Genomic DNA, 16879 nt, shown 5'->3' on the forward strand with positions numbered 1-16879 from the left:
TTCTCTACTTTAGACCAGTCCTAAAAATGGGAGGAGCTCAGGTGGAACGCAGAAGTAAAACAACTTCAAGGTAATTGCAGGTGTCGGAAATTGAAGCAATAGCGGTTTCATATCCAATGAAGCTAAAGCTTAGGTTTGTTGTTTTTTGGGGAATACTAATTTCAAAATATCCATCAATGGCAGTTTCTCCCAAAAGGACTGTATCATTGCTGTATATCCTGACACTTGGTAGTTCATCTAAATTTTCACCAACTATTCTCCCTTTGACAGTTTTTTGTCCAAACACACATGAAATGCTGGATACGAGTAATAAAACTGTAAAAAGGGTTCTTAGAGATTCCAAACTTTTATTTTTAATATTATTGCCAACTTGTGTATAAACATAGTCTATTACGTTTAGCCGCCTACCGTCTGTCAGCTAAAGCTAACTGGACTAACTAATATACTATGTTTCCTCAGCAATATAAAGCAAAATTTAAGCTGTAGAGTACACCGCATATAAAAGCACAATCCCCTCAACAGATGGAAACAACCTGTCAAGGGGATGGTGCTGATTAGCTATACTAAAGGCAAGTAGCTATGCTCCTACTCTTTTCACTTTTACCTGTACCTCAGCCAGCTTTGTTTTTTTATTTTTCTTTTTTCTGCCCCACCAGATCATAAAGCCTGTTACAGGCATGCTGCCTGCCAGCAAACTTGCCAGAAAAGCAATTATTTTCCCTGCAATGCCGCCTATAGCACCTACATGTATGTCATAGTTCATGCGCATAATTTTGTCGGCAACTGAAGTATCCCCAAACCTGCCGTACACGTGCGTGACAGGTATTTCTTTTAGCGTGTACTGGTCGTAGTATTGGTAATCGGTTTTCCAATAGGTATCAGGGTCAGGGTTGATGGCCGTTTCGATAGTGCCACTTTTGCCGTTTGGCACGTGTACCTCCAGTTTGGCATCAGTGTGGCGCAGGGCAGGGTACTTCAACTGCCAGATACGATCTATGGCAGGAACCGAAGCATCCGTTGCAAGACCTGTGGTGTCAGATAGCGGCTCGTAAAACTCTACCAGTTGCTCTCCTCCTGATGCTACCCAGTAAACTGACTTTGAGAACCACTGAAACCCCATTACTAATCCACTTATGGCGATAAAAATGGCGACCCATGTCATGTAAAAGCCCAGCACGTTATGCGCATCATAGTTTACGCGTCGCCACTTGGCTCCCCATTTTATGCTGAAGCGCTGCTTACGGGCCGCCTTGTTTTTAGGCCACCAAAGCACCAACCCTGTAATCATCAGAACAACAAAAATAAGTGTAGCCGATGCCAGAACGGGTTGGCCTATGTCAGGAGGCAGCCACAGGTAATAATGGCCCATGATCATGAACCTAAAGAAGTCCTTGTCCATGTCCTTCACTTTCAGCACCTCGCCTGTATAAGGGTTCAGGTAAACATTGAAGTAGTAAGCAGGCTCTGCCAAACTGAAATACATTACCTGCGCCGCCATGCCTTTGGTGTACCCCACGCTATGCGCATGCTTACCTGGCAGTTGTGCATCGGCTATTTCTTTTAACTTAGAGGGCGGCAGCGCAGGCAACTCCTGCTGCTCAACAAACCTGTAGGGCTGCGTAACATCCTCTATCTCGCGCTGAAAGGCCAGTATACAGCCCGTTATACTTAAAAATAAAACCAATAGCCCGGATGCAAATCCGAGCCAAAGGTGAAGTTTTCCAATCGTTTTTTTAAACGTCATAATCAAACTCTAATGTTGTACTTGGTGCACGTTGCCCTTCTACTGAAAGAGGTCTTTTCACGCTAAACTTAAAACCTGTAACCTATGCTTACACGGTAGCTTCTTGGTGTTTCTGTTTGCCATACATAACCATCCAAAGTGCCATCATAATCAAAATCAAAAGCTCCGCCAGAGTACAGGTACTCATCAAGCAGGTTGTTGACGTTAACGGCCAGGCTGATTTTCTTTAGCTGATAAGAAACAGCTCCGTCCAGGCGGAAGTAGTCGGGCAGCTGCATGCTAGCATCTTCTCTATAAGTCCATGGGTAACGCTCCGACTGCCACTGGTAACCAAGCGACACGCCAGCTCCTTGCAGCAACCCTTTGTTAAGTTTGTAAGACAGCCAGGCATTGGAGATGTGTTTAGCAAAGCCAGGCACTTTATCGCCAACTTCTAGCGCCGACCCGGCCATACCTTCTGTTATCTCAGAGTCGGTGTAGGCGTAGTTCATGGTTAAGTTTAAAGCAGGAGTTAACTGCCCACGCACGTCTAGTTCCACACCCTTTGTCTGGCCCTGCCCAATTTGTAGCGACAGGTTTTGAGAAGGGTCACTAGCTGGGTCACTTATAAGTTGGTCGTTTTTCGTGATCTGGTAAACCGAAACCGTAGAGTTCCAGCGGCCACCGAACCAGTCTTTTTTTAAGCCTACCTCCAGGTTGTTACCCGTAATCGGTTTTACTTCCCCGCCATTAGATAACTGCCCCAACTGCGGTATAAAGGCCTGATCGTATAAGGCGTACACAGAAGTATTTCTATCTACAGAAGCGCTGATGCCTACTCTTGGTGTAAACTTTTCGTTTTTGATGATGGCTCCGTACTGGTTCGTTGCCAGCTTGGTATACCTGCCTGCCAGCGTCAGGCGCAACTTATTGTCCCAGAAACCCAGCTCGTCCTGCACATAAGCCGCACCATATTTTTGGGCTAAGGTGCTTACATATGGCCTGTCTTCTAATGGTACAGAGTGATCAACGGTAGGAGGAATTATCTGACCATAGATAGGTTGATAGATGTTGAAAGGAGCTTCGGCATCAAGTACAAAATACTGGCTCCAATCTGCCAGGTACTCTTTGTCGCCGAAGTCCAGACCACCTAGTATGCGGTGTGTAATAGCGCCTGTCTGTACCTCGCCATTCACAAAGAGCTGACCGAACTTGCTTTTGTTGCTGGCATCCCAGCTGTTTAAGGTCCGCGTCATGTCGCCGTTTTCCAGTACTTTTCCAGCTATCCAGAGCGAGCTTCCTTCCTGCCTGTAATCGAAGTAGGAGGTTTGGGCTGTCAGCTTCCACTTGTCACTGATGTTGTGCTCGAAGAGCAGAAAAGCGCTGTGGTCGTTCATGTCAGATGGCTCCAGGTTTGGATCAGCGGTAGTAAAACTGCGCGGCAGATCTTCAAAACCTTCATCAGAGAATACATAAGCCGAACCGATAGCTGACATGCGAGAGTACTGGTAGGTATATTCTGCCGTTAAAGAAGTTTTATCGCTGAACTTATACTTAAGCACTGGAGCGATAGAATAACGGTTGTTGTACTCGTAGTCGCGCCATGAGTCTTTCTGCTGCCCCATCAGGTTCAGGCGGTACTGCAGTTTTCCGTCTTTCGTAATGCTTCCGTCCAGATCGGCGGTAGCACGCAGGGTGTTATAGCTGCCGAAGGTGAAGTTTACCTCCTGCTTTGTAGTGCCTGTCGGCTTTTTGGTAACCACGTTGTAGAAACCAGCAGGGTCGCCGTTGGCAAGCATAAAGCCAGCGGGGCCCTTTACAAACTCAATACGCTCCACAAAGGACATATCTTCTGAAAGCGGCCCCCAGGTAGACTCCACGTTCATGCCGTTTCTAAAAGGAGCTACTCTGGCGCCGCGCATTGTCATGCGCGTGTAGTTACCCCAGTGCTCCTGCACTGTAACGCCACTTACGTTGCGCGACACACCTTCCAGCATATCAAAGATCTGCTGGTCCTTTATCACATCGTTTGTTACAACCTGTATGTTTTGAGGCGTTTCGATTAAAGGCGCAGACAAACGCAGCGATTCTGAGGGAAGATCCGCTTTATATTTACTTTGCTGGGCCCGCACCACTACCTCCTGTAGCTTTAAGGCACTTTCTTTTAAGGTAAAGTTGGCTTCTGAAGTTTTGCCAGCCACCACTGTCACACTTTGCTCTTGCGGCTCAAGCCCAACCACCTGCACCATTAAAGTATAAACACCAGGCTTTACACGATTGATAATATAACGGCCTTGGGCATCTGTACTGGCCCCGATAGATGTACCTGCCACGCCTACTGAAATGCCTTCAGCTATTTGTCCATCGGTGGTAGTAATGTTTCCTTTGATGGTACCATATTGTGCAACGGCCACCATGCTGCTTAAAAGCACCAGAAGAAGTATTAAAATTGAAGAAGTAAACCTTCGAGAAAAAGTAAGGGATTTAAGTATCATATTACACCTACTGTAGTTTAGAACAATTCTAAATAATAGCAAATATAGAGTGGCTAAAAGCTGAGCAGCAAGTTTCTGAGAAAATAGTTATTGCCAATAAGTGCAAATTCACTAGCAGTAGTAGTAGCTCTCACTAGTACTAGTGAGAGCTACTACTACTGCTAGTGAGGCCATTCTCACACGGGATAGCCATAAGTAGGTTTAAGCAAAGGCATGCACAGGAACCAGTACAGCATCTGTAGCAATTTGCACCTGTGCCAGATAAGTTATAAGTTTGTTCTTCACGCTCTTTAACTGTGCCTAGTGTACAGCACTACATACAAGCAAAAAAACATGAACGCCACCAAAAGAAACAATGTAAAAGTCTCTGGGAAAGGAGAAAAGCCAATGCTCTTTGCTCATGGCTACGGCTGCGACCAAAGCATGTGGCGCTATATTACCCCTGCCTTTGAGGATGATTATAAAATCATCCTTTTTGACCATATTGGCTTTGGTAACTCTAACACCTCTTCCTATTCCAAAGAGCACTATTCTTCGCTGCAAGTTTATGCAGAAGATGTTCTGGAGATATGCAAAGACCTAAACCTGCAAGATGTTATTTTTGTAGGGCACTCGGTAAGTGCTATGGTCGGCGTTTTGGCTGCCATCAAAGAGCCTGACCTTTTTGCCAAACTGGTGCTGGTTAGTCCTTCTCCGAGCTTTATTAACGACGGAGATTATGTAGGTGGCTTTTCGAAAGAGGATATCCTGAACTTGCTTGATTCTTTAGACAGCGACTATCTGGGCTGGTCTAACACCATTGCTCCAGTTATAATGGGCAACCCTGATAAACCAGAGCTGGGCCAGGAGCTTGCACAAAGCTTTTGCAAAAGCAACATGGGCATAGCCAGAGACTTTGCTCATATCACTTTTCTTTCAGACACAAGAAAAGACCTGCCACGCGTAAAAACACCCACCCTTATTTTACAGTGCTCCGACGATGCCATTGCCCCTTTATCAGTAGGGAAATTTACTCATCAGAACATCCCTGAAAGCAAACTCGTTATCTTAGAAGCTTCTGGACATTGCCCTAACCTGAGTGCTCCAAAAGAGACTATTTCAGCTATCAAAAGCTTTTTGTAAAAGCTATCGTATGTAGAACAACAAGCCTAACCAAATAGGCTTGTATAGCAAAAACTGTTGTGTCTTATAAAGTAGAACTCTCGTTGTTTATAGAATACAAGGAACTTAAGAAAGCGAATGGAGATGTTTTTCTTGAAGCCAGAAGATCTCATGATAACACCTACATTCTTGTGAACTGGATAGGCATACAATCTTTGGAAACAATTGTGATGGGAGGAAACCACATCCTTTCCATGCTACGGGAGAAGCCTTGCAAGGGACTGCTGAATAGCAATCGCGAACTGATAGGCCCATGGGATGCTGGCGTTAATTGGCTGGTTCACAAATGGACTCCTCAAGCCAAAAGCCTGGGCTTAACCTATTTTGCCCATGTGCTCTCTCCTGGCATTTACGGCCAATGGTCTTTCCAGGCGCTCTACTCCTCTTTAAAGGAGCAGCTTAATATTGGTCCCTTCGATAACGAAAAAGCAGCCGAGGAATGGTTACGAATCAAAGTTGCATAATCTGCTCCTCATCAAAATAAAGCTATAAACTTCGTCCAGAAAACTTTAGCTCGCTTGGGGCTGTACTTATAGTTACACACGAATTGTTTCCCGTAAAAAGCGAATATGGCACGAACCTTATTGGCTGTACTCCTGCTCCTTTTGCTTTACCCGCTCAGCGGCCATACTTGGGGCTTTTTTGCGCACCAGCGCATAAACAGGCTTTCTGTGTTTGCCCTACCTCCCGAAATGATCGGCTTCTATAAAAAGCATATCCGCTACATTACCGAGAATGCCGTTAGCCCCGATCGTCGCCGTTATGCTGTAGAAGGAGAAGCTCCCCGCCACTACATCGACCTGGATGTGTATGGCGACAGCGCGCTTTATAAGCTACCTAGATTTTGGCAGCAGGCCGTAGAGCAATATTCCGAAGATACACTTCAGGCCTATGGTATCGTACCCTGGCACATTAACTTTATGAAGTACCAACTGACACAAGCGTTTAAAGAGCGGGATCTGAACCGTATACTTCGCCTATCAACAGAAATAGGACATTATATTGCAGATGCTTGTGTGCCCTTACATACCACCCAAAACTATAACGGCCAACTGACAGGCCAGCGAGGCATTCATGCTTTTTGGGAAACACGCCTGCCCGAACTCCTCTCTAACAACTATGACTTTTTTGTGGGCCAGGCGCAATACATAGAACAGCCACAGCTGAAGGCATGGGATTTAGTGGCTAGCGCACACACCGCTTTGGATTCAGTTCTATCCTTTGAGCGCCAGCTGACCCAGGAATTTGACGAGGACAAAAAGTACAGCTTTGAAGTGCGGAACAACCTTACTACCCGCGTCTATTCCAGAGATTTTTCTGAGGCATACCACCGCAGCTTAAACGGACAGGTAGAGCGGCAGATGCGATTGGCTATACACAGCATCGCCAGCTTTTGGTACACTGCCTGGGTAGATGCAGGCCAACCTGACTTGCGTGCTCTGGCAAATAATATATCTCCCGAAGAACAGGAACGTCTGAAAATGGAACAGCAGGAATACGAAAAAGGAGCTCACCCTCCTCGCGAAGAGGGCACAGATGTTAATTAGCCTCAAAATTAGTTTAACGCTTACCTCTTACCTTCCTGATCAGGCTTATTCTCAGATTTCTTAGTTTCTTTATTGGAAGTGGAAGATTGTTAAACCTCCACTGATAAAAAGGAGTGGGCTCAGAGCCGAAACTGGAATAGAAAAAAGCAATCTGCTCAACAGGCGGTGTCTCAAAATCTAAAACATAATTGGTTTCAGCGTACTGCCGAATTACTTCATTCAAGATAAGGGTTCTGCCGTTTTTAGTTGTGCCTTCGGCGTCTGCTGCATTAAAAAGGTACGTTATATAGTTGCCGTACCTCAGGAAAAGTCCTCCTGCCACTAATTTACCGTCTGGGGCTGCGGCATATATTAAGAATGCCATTCCGTGTTCCTGCAGCCTTGCATAAAGTTGCTGTAGCTGCTCATAGGCCTCCTCCGAAACTCCTCCCTCAATTTTATGGGCTACGTGTTTTCTAAACAGTGCTAGCAGTGGTTTCAGATCAGTGCTTTCTACCAAAACCAAGCCTGACGTTTCAGCCTTTTTAAGATTCATCCTCCTGTAGCGGGTGTAGCTTTTTAGCAGCTGCTCATATGGCTTATCGAGCTTTAGGCAATGGGTATGATGAGGATGTAACTGCTCTCCACTTTGTTCTAGCAGCAGTGTATTCGCAATATTAAAACTGTAGTTACTACTTAGCCTAACCTGTTTTAAAGCAACAGACATAAAAGTTGCCACCCGCTTTGCTGACGCTTCATCAGAAAAAAACAGGCCCAACTGTTGGCAGAACAAAGGTTGCCCTAATGTGTTGTAGCCCCACTTCTTTTCTATCGGTAACGGAAATATGGCTGTATACTTCCCTTGCTGCTCTTCTACTACCGCACACCACCCAGGCGCTACCACATCCAGATACCACGACAGCGCATACACCTGCTTCTCCAGCGAAGCTTCTATACAAGCATCCCAGTAACTCTTGTTTATTTGAACATGATTAAGAAAACGTATCAAAATGAAGTGGTAGATGTATCTGCTAACTTATACTGGACTATCTTTTGCAGAGGCTAATGCCTTGTACAGCCTCATGCGCGCGTTACGAGCAGTTTTCACAAACCATGGCAGGTTATTCTGGTACAAAGCTGAATACTTTATTTGTTCCGCACCAAAAGTAGCATTGAAGCTATCAATACTTTCTATAGCAGGACTTTCAAAATCCATTGTATAGTTTGTTCCTGCACATTGCCTGATTATCCTATCTCTGATCAAAGTCTTACCATTTGTCTTCCTTCCTGCACTATTAGCAGCACTGATCAAACAACTAATCCTGTCTTTATACTTCAAAAACAAGCATCCTGTATTTATTTCGTCGTTCTGTAAGCTATACACGAGCTGCGCCATGCCTCGCTTATTTGCCTGAACAAACACATCGCGCAGCAGTTGGTAAATTAACTCTGTAAAGCCACCTACCATCTTTGGAGAAATGTGCGCTTTATAAAGTTGAATTAGCGGCTCTACATCATCGCTGTTAACTAGCGTCAAGTTAGATTTCTCCGCTATCTTCAAATTCTTTTTACGATCTCGGGTATAGTTGCTGTATAACTGCTCGTAAGGCTCCTGCAACGACAAGTAGCGGGTATATCTTGGTTGCAGCCCGTACTTATCTTTTAAAGGTTTCAACACGGCCGTGTTTTCCGTGCAGAACTTATAGTTATGGATAAACCTAAAACGACTCACCGTTTGTGCCAGGAATTGATCTGCCACAGCTCGTACACCATCTGGTTTAACCGAAAATATACCTAACTGCTGCGCAAAGAACGTTTGGCTTAAATGGGCAAAGCCTAACTTTTTGGTGCCTGGCAGCGGCATTACCGTTACATATTGTCCCTCCTCTACTTCAACCAAGGCTTGCCATCCTGGCGCCACTACATCCAGGTACCACGACAGCGCATACAGCAGTCCCTCAGGCGAAGCTTCTATACAAGCATCCCACTTCGCTTTATCAATCTGCTCGTTCTTCAGGTACTGGATCATACCCTAAATAAAATGAAAAAGGGATTATTAAACCAATAATCCCTTTTTCTTAATTTGATATGTATTACTTTATGTCCTAGACAGAGTTACTGCACTTTCGGGTTGCAAATCCGAAAGTGCAAAAGGACAGAACACCACAAAAAAGTCTTTTGTTCTGTGTCTTTTGTCTTACATCCTTTTTTATACCAGTTTCTTATAACGAATACGCTGTGGCTCGGCATCACCTAGGCGCTTCTTCTTATTCTCTTCGTATTCAGAATAGTTACCTTCAAACCAGTATACCTGCGACTCTCCTTCAAAAGCGAGGATATGCGTACAGATACGGTCCAGGAACCAGCGGTCGTGGGAGATGATAACGGCGCAGCCTGCGAAGTTCTCCAGTGCATCTTCCAGGGCACGGATGGCATTCACGTCCAGATCGTTGGTAGGTTCATCGAGCAGCAGCAGGTTGCCGCCTTCTTTCAGCGTCATGGCCAGGTGCACACGGTTACGCTCACCACCCGACAGTTTATCTACTTTCTTCTCCTGGTCTCCGCCTGTAAAGTTAAACTTGCTCACATAGGCACGGGACACGATCTGGCGGCCTGCCATCATCATGTGCTCTGTACCGCCAGAGATTACCTCAAACACAGACTTGCTGCCGTCTAACTGAGCATGTTCCTGATCTACGTAAGAAATCTGCACTGTGGAGCCTACTGTAAAGTTACCAGCGTCTGGTTGCTCCTGCCCTGTTATCAGCTTGAACAAGGTAGTTTTACCAGCACCGTTCGGACCGATGATGCCAACAATACCACCTTGCGGCAGCTCAAAGCTTAGGTTTTCAAACAGCAGTTTATCGCCGTAGGCTTTGCTTACGTTGTTTACTTCTATTACCTGTGCACCCAAACGAGGGCCGTCAGGTATAAACAGCTCTAGTTTTGCCTCTTTTTGAGAAGCCTCTTCTCCTGCTAATTTGTCGTACTGGCTCAGACGAGCTTTAGACTTGGCATGACGGGCTTTAGGAGCCATTCTCACCCACTCCAACTCTCGTTGTAGAGTTTTCTGGCGCTTGCTCTCGGTTTTCTCTTCCTGCGACAAACGGGTTGCTTTCTGCTCTAACCAGCTGCTATAGTTGCCTTTCCATGGAATCCCCTCGCCGCGGTCCAATTCTAGAATCCAACCAGCTACGTTGTCAAGGAAGTAACGGTCGTGAGTAACGGCAATTACGGTTCCTTTATACTGCTGCAGGTGCTGCTCCAACCAATCCACAGACTCGGCATCCAGGTGGTTGGTAGGCTCATCTAGCAAAAGCACATCTGGCTCTTGCAACAGCAGGCGGCAAAGTGCCACACGGCGTTTTTCACCACCCGACAGGTTTCCGATAATAGCATCTTCTGGCGGTGTGCGCAAGGCATCCATCGCACGCTCCAAGCGGTTATCCAGTTCCCAGGCGTTCAGTTGGTCCAGCTTTTCCTGCACTTCGCCCTGGCGCTCGATAAGTTTGTTCATTTCATCGTCCGTCATTTCTTCGGCGAACTTCATGTTAATCTCATCAAACTCCTTCAGTAGGCTAACAACTTCACTAACGCCTTCTTCCACTACTTCGCGCACGGTTTTGGTAGGATCTAGTTGCGGCTCCTGCTCCAGGTAGCCAACTGAGTAGCCAGGTGACCACACTACCTCGCCTTGAATTTCTTTATCTACACCTGCAATTATTTTCAGCAAGCTGGACTTACCAGACCCGTTAAGGCCCAGTACCCCAATTTTAGCGCCGTAGAAAAAAGACAGGTAAATGTTTTTAAGCACTTGTTTCTTAGGAGGGTAAATCTTACTTACCCCAGCCATTGAAAAGATTATCGTTTCGTTACTCATGCTACAATTTATAAATTACAAACAGCTTTCTTAGCTAAAAATACTTAAACCAAGTAAGATAGGCTCCTTTAGATACCCCTCTTAGTTGATTTTTAATAACATAATTACAAATATCGGAAAAATTCATGCATATACCCTTCACAAAATTGCTTTGAAATTATTAAACTTGTAAAATCTGTATAGGTAAGTAACATCTATACTTATCTTAGCTCCGACTTTGGAACGTTGTTAATTTGTTCAGTTGTAATAAACGCAAGAAATTGATCAGCGTATGTTAAGGTCAGTTTTAAATTAGCGCCTTACCTAATCGTACACTTAGTAAACCCTATCCAGTCAATGGAAAACAACAATCTATTGGAAGAAGCCAAAAAATATGGCTTTATTCAGGACCAGCAGGTGTGGCTGAAGCCCTTTATGACCTACCCTGCTCGCCAAGTGGGCGACGTAAAAGAGTCTGAAGATGACTCCCTGCTGTACTTTGCCAAGCGTTTCGAAATGTTTCAGGAGAAGGTGAACAACCTGCTCGAACGTATCGCAACCTCAGAAAACAAAGGCTCTTTCCTGATGAAAGTGCTGCACATGAAAGACCAAGTAGGCAACTACGATGCCCTTGGTGACTTTGAGCAGATCTTTCATACCTTAACCAAGGCAGAGGAAGAGATAAACGAAACCATAAAGCAGAACCGCGAGAAAAACCTTACTATAAAAGTAGGTCTTACGCAGGAGGCTGAAGCTTTGCAGGAGAGCATCGACTGGAAGGAAACAACCGAGAAGCTAAAGGAACTCCGCACTACCTGGATTAAGACAGGACCTGTAGAAAAAGAACTGACCGATGAAGTTGAGGAGCGATTTAAAAACGCTATCGAGGCTTTTTTCCAGCGTAAGAAAGACTTTTTCGAGGACAAGCGGCAGATGCAGAACCGCACCTACGAGAAGTATAAAGACCTTATAAACAAGTCTATCGCGCTGCAGAACTCCGATGATTGGGAAAATACCACTGCCAAATTAAAAGACCTGCAAAACCAGTGGAAAGAAATACAGGGCAATAGCCTGCCACGAAAGGTTACGACTAAGCTTTGGGGCGACTTCCGTAAGGCACACAACCATTTCTTTGAGCGCCTGAAGCAAAAGATAGAAAAGGAAAAGACGCAATCGCGCGAGAAGTTTTACGAGGTAAACCTGGAAAGGAAAAATGAGCTTGCCTCCAGTGCTGAGCAGCTAACGCAGCTAAGCAGCTTAAACGATGCGGTAAAACGGGCAAAAGAGCTACAGGCAGAATGGAAAAAGGTAGGCCCGGTGCATCCTTCAGTTTCTGATGCCGTTTGGGAGCGCTTTATTAAGGCCTGCGACAGAGTTTTTGAAATGAGCAGCTTGGAGCACTACATCCGAAAGCGCCAGCAAAGCGCAGAAGCACCTCAAAGCCAGACCGACGGATTGCATGCACGCATTAATGCGCTGAAAGATTTTATCAAGTCTGACAAGCAAGAGCTTGAAGTGCTGGAGACGAACCTTGGCAAGTTAAGCGATTCACCAGCAAACGATTCTTTCCGCAACATGCTTAAAGGTAAAATCCGCAACTTCAACAGAAAAATCAATACAAAAACGGAAATGATTGAAATGTTTAAGACCCAGTTGAGCGCAATTAAAGAGTAACCTTTTGCGCTATAGACTCTTAAGCGAAAGCGCCTGCCACTAAGCTGTGGCAGGCGCTTTTTTATGGTAGGAACTACAAAAATCCTGCCCTTTTACCTGATGTTATGTTATCAAAAAATCAATCAAAATAAATTTGTTGGTTATTGAACATTTATGTTTTATTTGCGTTGTCATGTAAAAAACAAACAAAAAAGCAAAATATTATTTATAAAAATTTTTGTTTGTATATATTTTCATACTTTTGCAAACTATTTTTTTAGCCAATAAATTAAAAGGAGAAAGATATTATGTATTGGACACTAGAATTAGCTTCGTACCTGGAGGATGCACCCTGGCCAGCTACTAAAGATGAGCTTATAGATTATTCCATCCGTTCAGGTGCACCGATGGAAGTTGTAGAGAATCTTCAAGCTCTTGAAGATGACGGTCAGCCGTACGAGAACATCGAGGAAATCTGGCCTGATTATCCGACCAAAGAAGATTTCATGTTCAACGAAGACGAGTACTAGAACTTTTAATTAGAAATTCAGAATTAAAAATTAGAAATTGATTTTCGAGCATGATTCATTTCTAATTCATAATTTTTAATTTCTAATTGAGCAAAGCTGTGATCGTTGAAGTAGATAACTTGGTTGTGGGTTATGGCCAGAGGGCTCTAATCCGCAACCTTTCTTTTTTTATACCCGAACCAGCTTTCGTAGCTATCATTGGGCATAACGGTGCGGGCAAAACGACGCTGTTCAAAGCCTTTCAGCAGAAAGTGGAATACCAGGGGCAGATCAAAGTGGCGGGCGAGGATATCAGAACATTAACTAATCCTACTACGAACGGCCTGCTCTCCTACCTACCGCAGAAGAACATTGTATCGTTCCCAATAAAAGTGCACGACCTGGTGGTAATGGGCTTATTCCGTAAGAAGCGCTTTTTTGAAAACTACAGCGCTGCCGACTACTCGTATGCCGCAGAGGTGCTGGAGCAGCTACAGCTCAGCCACCTCATAGACCATGACTTTACCACTTTATCAGGAGGGGAACAGCAACTGGTATGGCTGGCACAGCTTGTACTTCAGGACGCTGCTATTTGCCTGCTGGATGAGCCGACGCAACAGCTGGATGTGTACTACAAACGCAAAGTATTCAGCTTACTTCAGGACTGGGTGCAGCTGCAGCAAAAAACAATTCTCTGCATTACCCACGACCTCCTGAACCTGTTGCCCTTGCAAGGCTACCTGCTCAACTTATCTAAACCAACACCAACGTTAGAGCCCATCTCTCCAGATACCGTTATGCAAAACCAGGAGTTCCTGGAATCGGCACGGCAACCTATAGGTAGCTAGGCTGTAGAGTTTTTCAAGCTAAGCACATGTTAACTATTGGCACAAGTGGACGCTTGCGTCAAGACTAGCCAGCAATCTATACTTCCGACTTAGCAAATGCCTCCGCTAAAACCAAATCTTCAGGTGTGGTTATTTTGATGTTGCGGTAGCTACCTTCCACTAGCTTTATCTCCTCCCCTAGCTGCTCTACAACCGAGGCATCGTCGGTGAAGTACGGCTGCTCAGGCTGCTCATAGGCTTTGCGAAGTATACTGGCCTTAAAACATTGCGGAGTTTGTACCAGCTTATACTTTGCCCGATCCACAGCTCGGCTGTTTTCGCTGTCAAGCTCTCTTATAGAATCTTTAGGCGACACTGCTACTATAGCATTGCCATACTGAGCGGCGGTTTTAAAAGCCTCAGCTATGGTTTCTATAGCTACAAAAGGCCGCACGCCATCGTGTACTGCCACAACTGCCTCCCCCTGCACCAAGTCCAGTCCATTGTTAACAGAACCAAAACGTGTAGCACCACCAGCCACTACCATATGGAACAACTTGAAGGTATGTTTACGGCATAACTGTCGCCATGCCTCCTGCTGGTTTTCTGGCAGCACTACAATCAGCCTGATGTCTGGATTATAGCTGTAGAAGCGCTCCAGCGTGTGCATGAGAATAGGCTTGCCTGCTACTTCTATAAACTGTTTCGGCACGGCCTGCTGCATACGTGTGCCTGTGCCGCCAGCCACTACTATGGCATATTCTTCTAGTTTATTTATAGTCATTTAATTCTTAGGTTTTGATCGTATGCTACAGAAATACCAGCATCTAGCGATGTGCCAGCAGGTAAAGCCTATTTAAGTTCCAGACTTACATAAACAGCTGTTACGGCTATACTAAAGTTGGACTGCTACTAAACAAAAGGAGCCCTGGCTATTGGACCAGGGCTCCTTGTAAGTTATGTCTAATCTTACAGAATCAGCATTACATCGCCGTAGCTAAAGAAGCGATACTTCTCTTTAACTGCAGCTTCGTAAGCTTCCATTATCAACTCATATCCTCCAAAAGCAGCAGCCATCATCAGCAACGTCGACTCTGGCATGTGCAGGTTTGTCACCAGGCTGTTTGCAATTTTAAAATCGTAAGGAGGGAATATAAAACGGTCTGTCCAGCCATCGTTTGGCTTCAGGCGACTATTTGCCGACACCGAAGACTCTAGTGCACGCATAGTGGTTGTACCAATAGCGCAAACACGCTTTTTGCTATCTAGTGCTTTATTTACCATATCTGCCGTAGAACCAGGTACTGAAAAGTTTTCAGAGTCCATTTTATGCTTTGTCAGGTCTTCCACATCTACTGGGCGGAAAGTACCTAAACCTACGTGCAGCGTTATAGGAGCAATGTCAACACCTTTTACTTCCAGGCGCTTTAGCACCTCTTTGGTAAAGTGAAGGCCAGCAGTAGGGGCAGCTACAGCACCTACGTTTTTCGCATATACCGTTTGGTAGCGCTCTCTGTCCTCAGGCTCTGCTTCACGCTTGATATACTTAGGAAGTGGGGTTTCGCCTAAGTCATTGATAGTTTTGTAAAACTCTTCGTCAGAGCCATCAAACAAAAACTTAATTGTACGGCCACGGGAAGTAGTATTGTCAATTACCTCCGCTACCAGGTCGCTTTCCCCGAAGTATAGTTTGTTACCTACACGGATTTTACGAGCTGGGTCCACCAACACGTCCCACAGGTGAATGTCTTTGTTCAGCTCACGCAGCAGGAATACTTCTATTTTAGCACCTGTCTTCTCTTTGTTTCCATACAACCTGGCAGGGAATACTTTGGTATCATTTACCACCATCACATCGCCATCGTCGAAGTACTCCAGAATATCTTTAAATATTCTGTGCTCGATTTTGCCTGTGCTGCGGTTTACAACCAACATACGCGACTCATCACGGTTCTCTGTAGGGTGAGAAGCCAATAATTCGGCAGGAAGGTCGAATTTAAATTCTGATAATTTCATAGATCAAATATTACGGTATTTATCTTCAGTTACACAACCACCTAAATATCAGCTATATACTGGCTTATTGTGGTTTACAGGGGAAGCTATAGGAAAGAACTTTATCTTTTTCAGGTTTCCGCCGCCCTTACCCTCTGTACTTCAGTCAAAGGATAAACGCACAAAGGTAGGCCAAGAGTTTCTTAATTCCTAACTCTGGAAGTCTATGTGCTTTTTGTTGAATTCTTTAGAAGCTAGGCTGCTTGTGCTTCTTTTCAAGCTGATAGAGGCCACAGTTTATACTGATGGTTATACCACAAAAGCAGGCGAGATGGTAGATCGTAAAGTAAAAGTGAGGAAAACGAACATCAAAGTCGAGCCAAAGCGGAGGAGTATTTGATCTGTTTTACGCAAAGAGAGAAGAAACTGGTACTAGCGGGACTGTACCTGAGGGATAGAACCAATGGTTATTTTGCCCACTACAAGTTATAGTTGCTCAGTAAGCAAAACGTAAAATTGTATAGAGATTTGAGAAGCTGTAGGTACTTACTCTAAAACTCGCATAAACACACCTGAAGAGCCAATTAAACACACCTCTTTACATAGCAAAGCGGCTAAGGAGCACATTCTGCTCTCTTATAAATATCGCCTATTGGATTATAAATGACAGAACTCTTTTGAATCCTTGTAGTAGCAGTGAGCGAAGTGAGCAGCCTTCCCAGTATTGCCCTGTATCAGGATCTTTGTAGTAAGTAGTTCTTTCCATAGCACTGATTGTTAGAGCTTTTAATTAGTTTATAAACAGTAGCAGTAAGCAATTATAATCTTAAAAGTTAACCTCAAGGAGTGCATCAATTCTGTTTACTTCCTTCATTGTTAACATTACGGTAATTTACGCAGCTAAAAAGGCAAAGAATAAAACTAACAGAAGCATCTTTATGAATATTCCCCTATTCTGCTTTATTTTCTCTAAATTACAACATGCTCATTAGCAGTCACCTATATTTTTCAAGCAGAACTAAAGTTTAGTCAAAAACAGAGGAAGATACATTAACAACAGAAAGCATGAAAAGATATGGGCTTCACGGCAAGCTAAAAGCCTTATCCTGTTTCATAACTTTTCTGCAAAGC

General features: G+C 44.6%; 14 protein-coding genes. 6 read left to right on the plus strand and 8 right to left on the minus strand.

Annotation, left to right across the window (positions count from 1 at the left end):
* Positions 1–37: 37 nt before the first annotated feature.
* The 3 genes from LN893_RS18935 to LN893_RS18945 all read right to left on the minus strand — a co-directional run bounded on the left by LN893_RS18935 (position 38) and on the right by LN893_RS18945 (position 4140).
* Entirely contained in the window at positions 38–343 is a 306-nt protein-coding gene (locus tag LN893_RS18935) for a carboxypeptidase-like regulatory domain-containing protein (protein WP_229972829.1), read from the minus strand.
* A 234-nt stretch (positions 344–577) separates the two neighbouring features.
* A complete protein-coding gene (locus tag LN893_RS18940) occupies positions 578–1744 on the minus strand; it encodes a PepSY-associated TM helix domain-containing protein (RefSeq protein ID WP_229972830.1) in 1167 nt (388 codons plus the stop codon).
* 68 nt (positions 1745–1812) lie between these two features.
* The gene (locus LN893_RS18945) at positions 1813–4140 is read right to left on the minus strand and encodes a TonB-dependent siderophore receptor (protein ID WP_229972831.1); all 2328 of its coding nucleotides are present in this window, start codon (positions 4138–4140) and stop codon (positions 1813–1815) included.
* A 411-nt stretch (positions 4141–4551) separates the two neighbouring features.
* Between LN893_RS18945 and LN893_RS18950 the strand changes: the two genes are divergently transcribed.
* The 3 genes from LN893_RS18950 to LN893_RS18960 all read left to right on the plus strand — a co-directional run bounded on the left by LN893_RS18950 (position 4552) and on the right by LN893_RS18960 (position 6926).
* Positions 4552–5340 carry an alpha/beta fold hydrolase gene (locus LN893_RS18950; RefSeq protein ID WP_229972832.1) on the plus strand — a complete coding sequence of 263 codons (789 nt, stop codon included), beginning with the start codon at positions 4552–4554 and terminating at the stop codon, positions 5338–5340.
* A gap of 59 nt (positions 5341–5399) precedes the next feature.
* Complete coding sequence (locus LN893_RS18955; RefSeq protein WP_229972835.1) at positions 5400–5843, plus strand: hypothetical protein; 444 nt, start codon at positions 5400–5402, stop codon at positions 5841–5843.
* A 105-nt stretch (positions 5844–5948) separates the two neighbouring features.
* Positions 5949–6926, plus strand: a complete 978-nt coding sequence (locus tag LN893_RS18960) for a zinc dependent phospholipase C family protein (protein WP_229972837.1) — start codon at positions 5949–5951, stop codon at positions 6924–6926.
* Between the two features lie 13 nt (positions 6927–6939).
* Here the strand turns inward: LN893_RS18960 and LN893_RS18965 are convergent, their stop codons facing one another.
* The 3 genes from LN893_RS18965 to ettA all read right to left on the minus strand — a co-directional run bounded on the left by LN893_RS18965 (position 6940) and on the right by ettA (position 10785).
* On the minus strand, positions 6940–7914 hold the full coding sequence (locus LN893_RS18965) for a GNAT family N-acetyltransferase (RefSeq protein WP_229972838.1): 975 nt from the start codon (positions 7912–7914) through the stop codon (positions 6940–6942).
* Positions 7915–7941: 27 nt separating this feature from the next.
* Positions 7942–8934 (minus strand): GNAT family N-acetyltransferase, encoded by a 993-nt coding sequence (locus tag LN893_RS18970; RefSeq protein WP_229972840.1) that lies wholly within the window; start codon positions 8932–8934, stop codon positions 7942–7944.
* A 180-nt stretch (positions 8935–9114) separates the two neighbouring features.
* The gene (ettA, locus tag LN893_RS18975) at positions 9115–10785 is read right to left on the minus strand and encodes an energy-dependent translational throttle protein EttA (protein ID WP_229972842.1); all 1671 of its coding nucleotides are present in this window, start codon (positions 10783–10785) and stop codon (positions 9115–9117) included.
* Between the two features lie 336 nt (positions 10786–11121).
* Here ettA and LN893_RS18980 point away from each other — a divergent pair, with 336 nt between their 5' ends.
* From LN893_RS18980 to LN893_RS18990, 3 genes are all read left to right on the plus strand, one after another.
* A complete protein-coding gene (locus LN893_RS18980) occupies positions 11122–12438 on the plus strand; it encodes a DUF349 domain-containing protein (RefSeq protein WP_229972844.1) in 1317 nt (438 codons plus the stop codon).
* Between the two features lie 287 nt (positions 12439–12725).
* Complete coding sequence (locus LN893_RS18985) at positions 12726–12947, plus strand: DUF2795 domain-containing protein (RefSeq protein WP_007652164.1); 222 nt, start codon at positions 12726–12728, stop codon at positions 12945–12947.
* A gap of 98 nt (positions 12948–13045) precedes the next feature.
* Positions 13046–13774 carry an ABC transporter ATP-binding protein gene (locus LN893_RS18990; RefSeq protein ID WP_229972845.1) on the plus strand — a complete coding sequence of 243 codons (729 nt, stop codon included), beginning with the start codon at positions 13046–13048 and terminating at the stop codon, positions 13772–13774.
* Positions 13775–13850: 76 nt separating this feature from the next.
* On the opposite strand, the gene LN893_RS18995 is transcribed toward LN893_RS18990, so the two are convergent.
* Together LN893_RS18995 and queA are read right to left on the minus strand one after the other, a co-directional pair.
* Positions 13851–14537 carry a 2-C-methyl-D-erythritol 4-phosphate cytidylyltransferase gene (locus LN893_RS18995; RefSeq protein WP_229972847.1) on the minus strand — a complete coding sequence of 229 codons (687 nt, stop codon included), beginning with the start codon at positions 14535–14537 and terminating at the stop codon, positions 13851–13853.
* A 185-nt stretch (positions 14538–14722) separates the two neighbouring features.
* A complete protein-coding gene (queA, locus tag LN893_RS19000) occupies positions 14723–15769 on the minus strand; it encodes a tRNA preQ1(34) S-adenosylmethionine ribosyltransferase-isomerase QueA (RefSeq protein ID WP_229972849.1) in 1047 nt (348 codons plus the stop codon).
* Positions 15770–16879: the final 1110 nt, after the last annotated feature.

Origin of the sequence: Pontibacter harenae, assembly GCF_020907245.1 — a bacterium.
GTDB classification, from domain to species: domain Bacteria; phylum Bacteroidota; class Bacteroidia; order Cytophagales; family Hymenobacteraceae; genus Pontibacter; species Pontibacter harenae.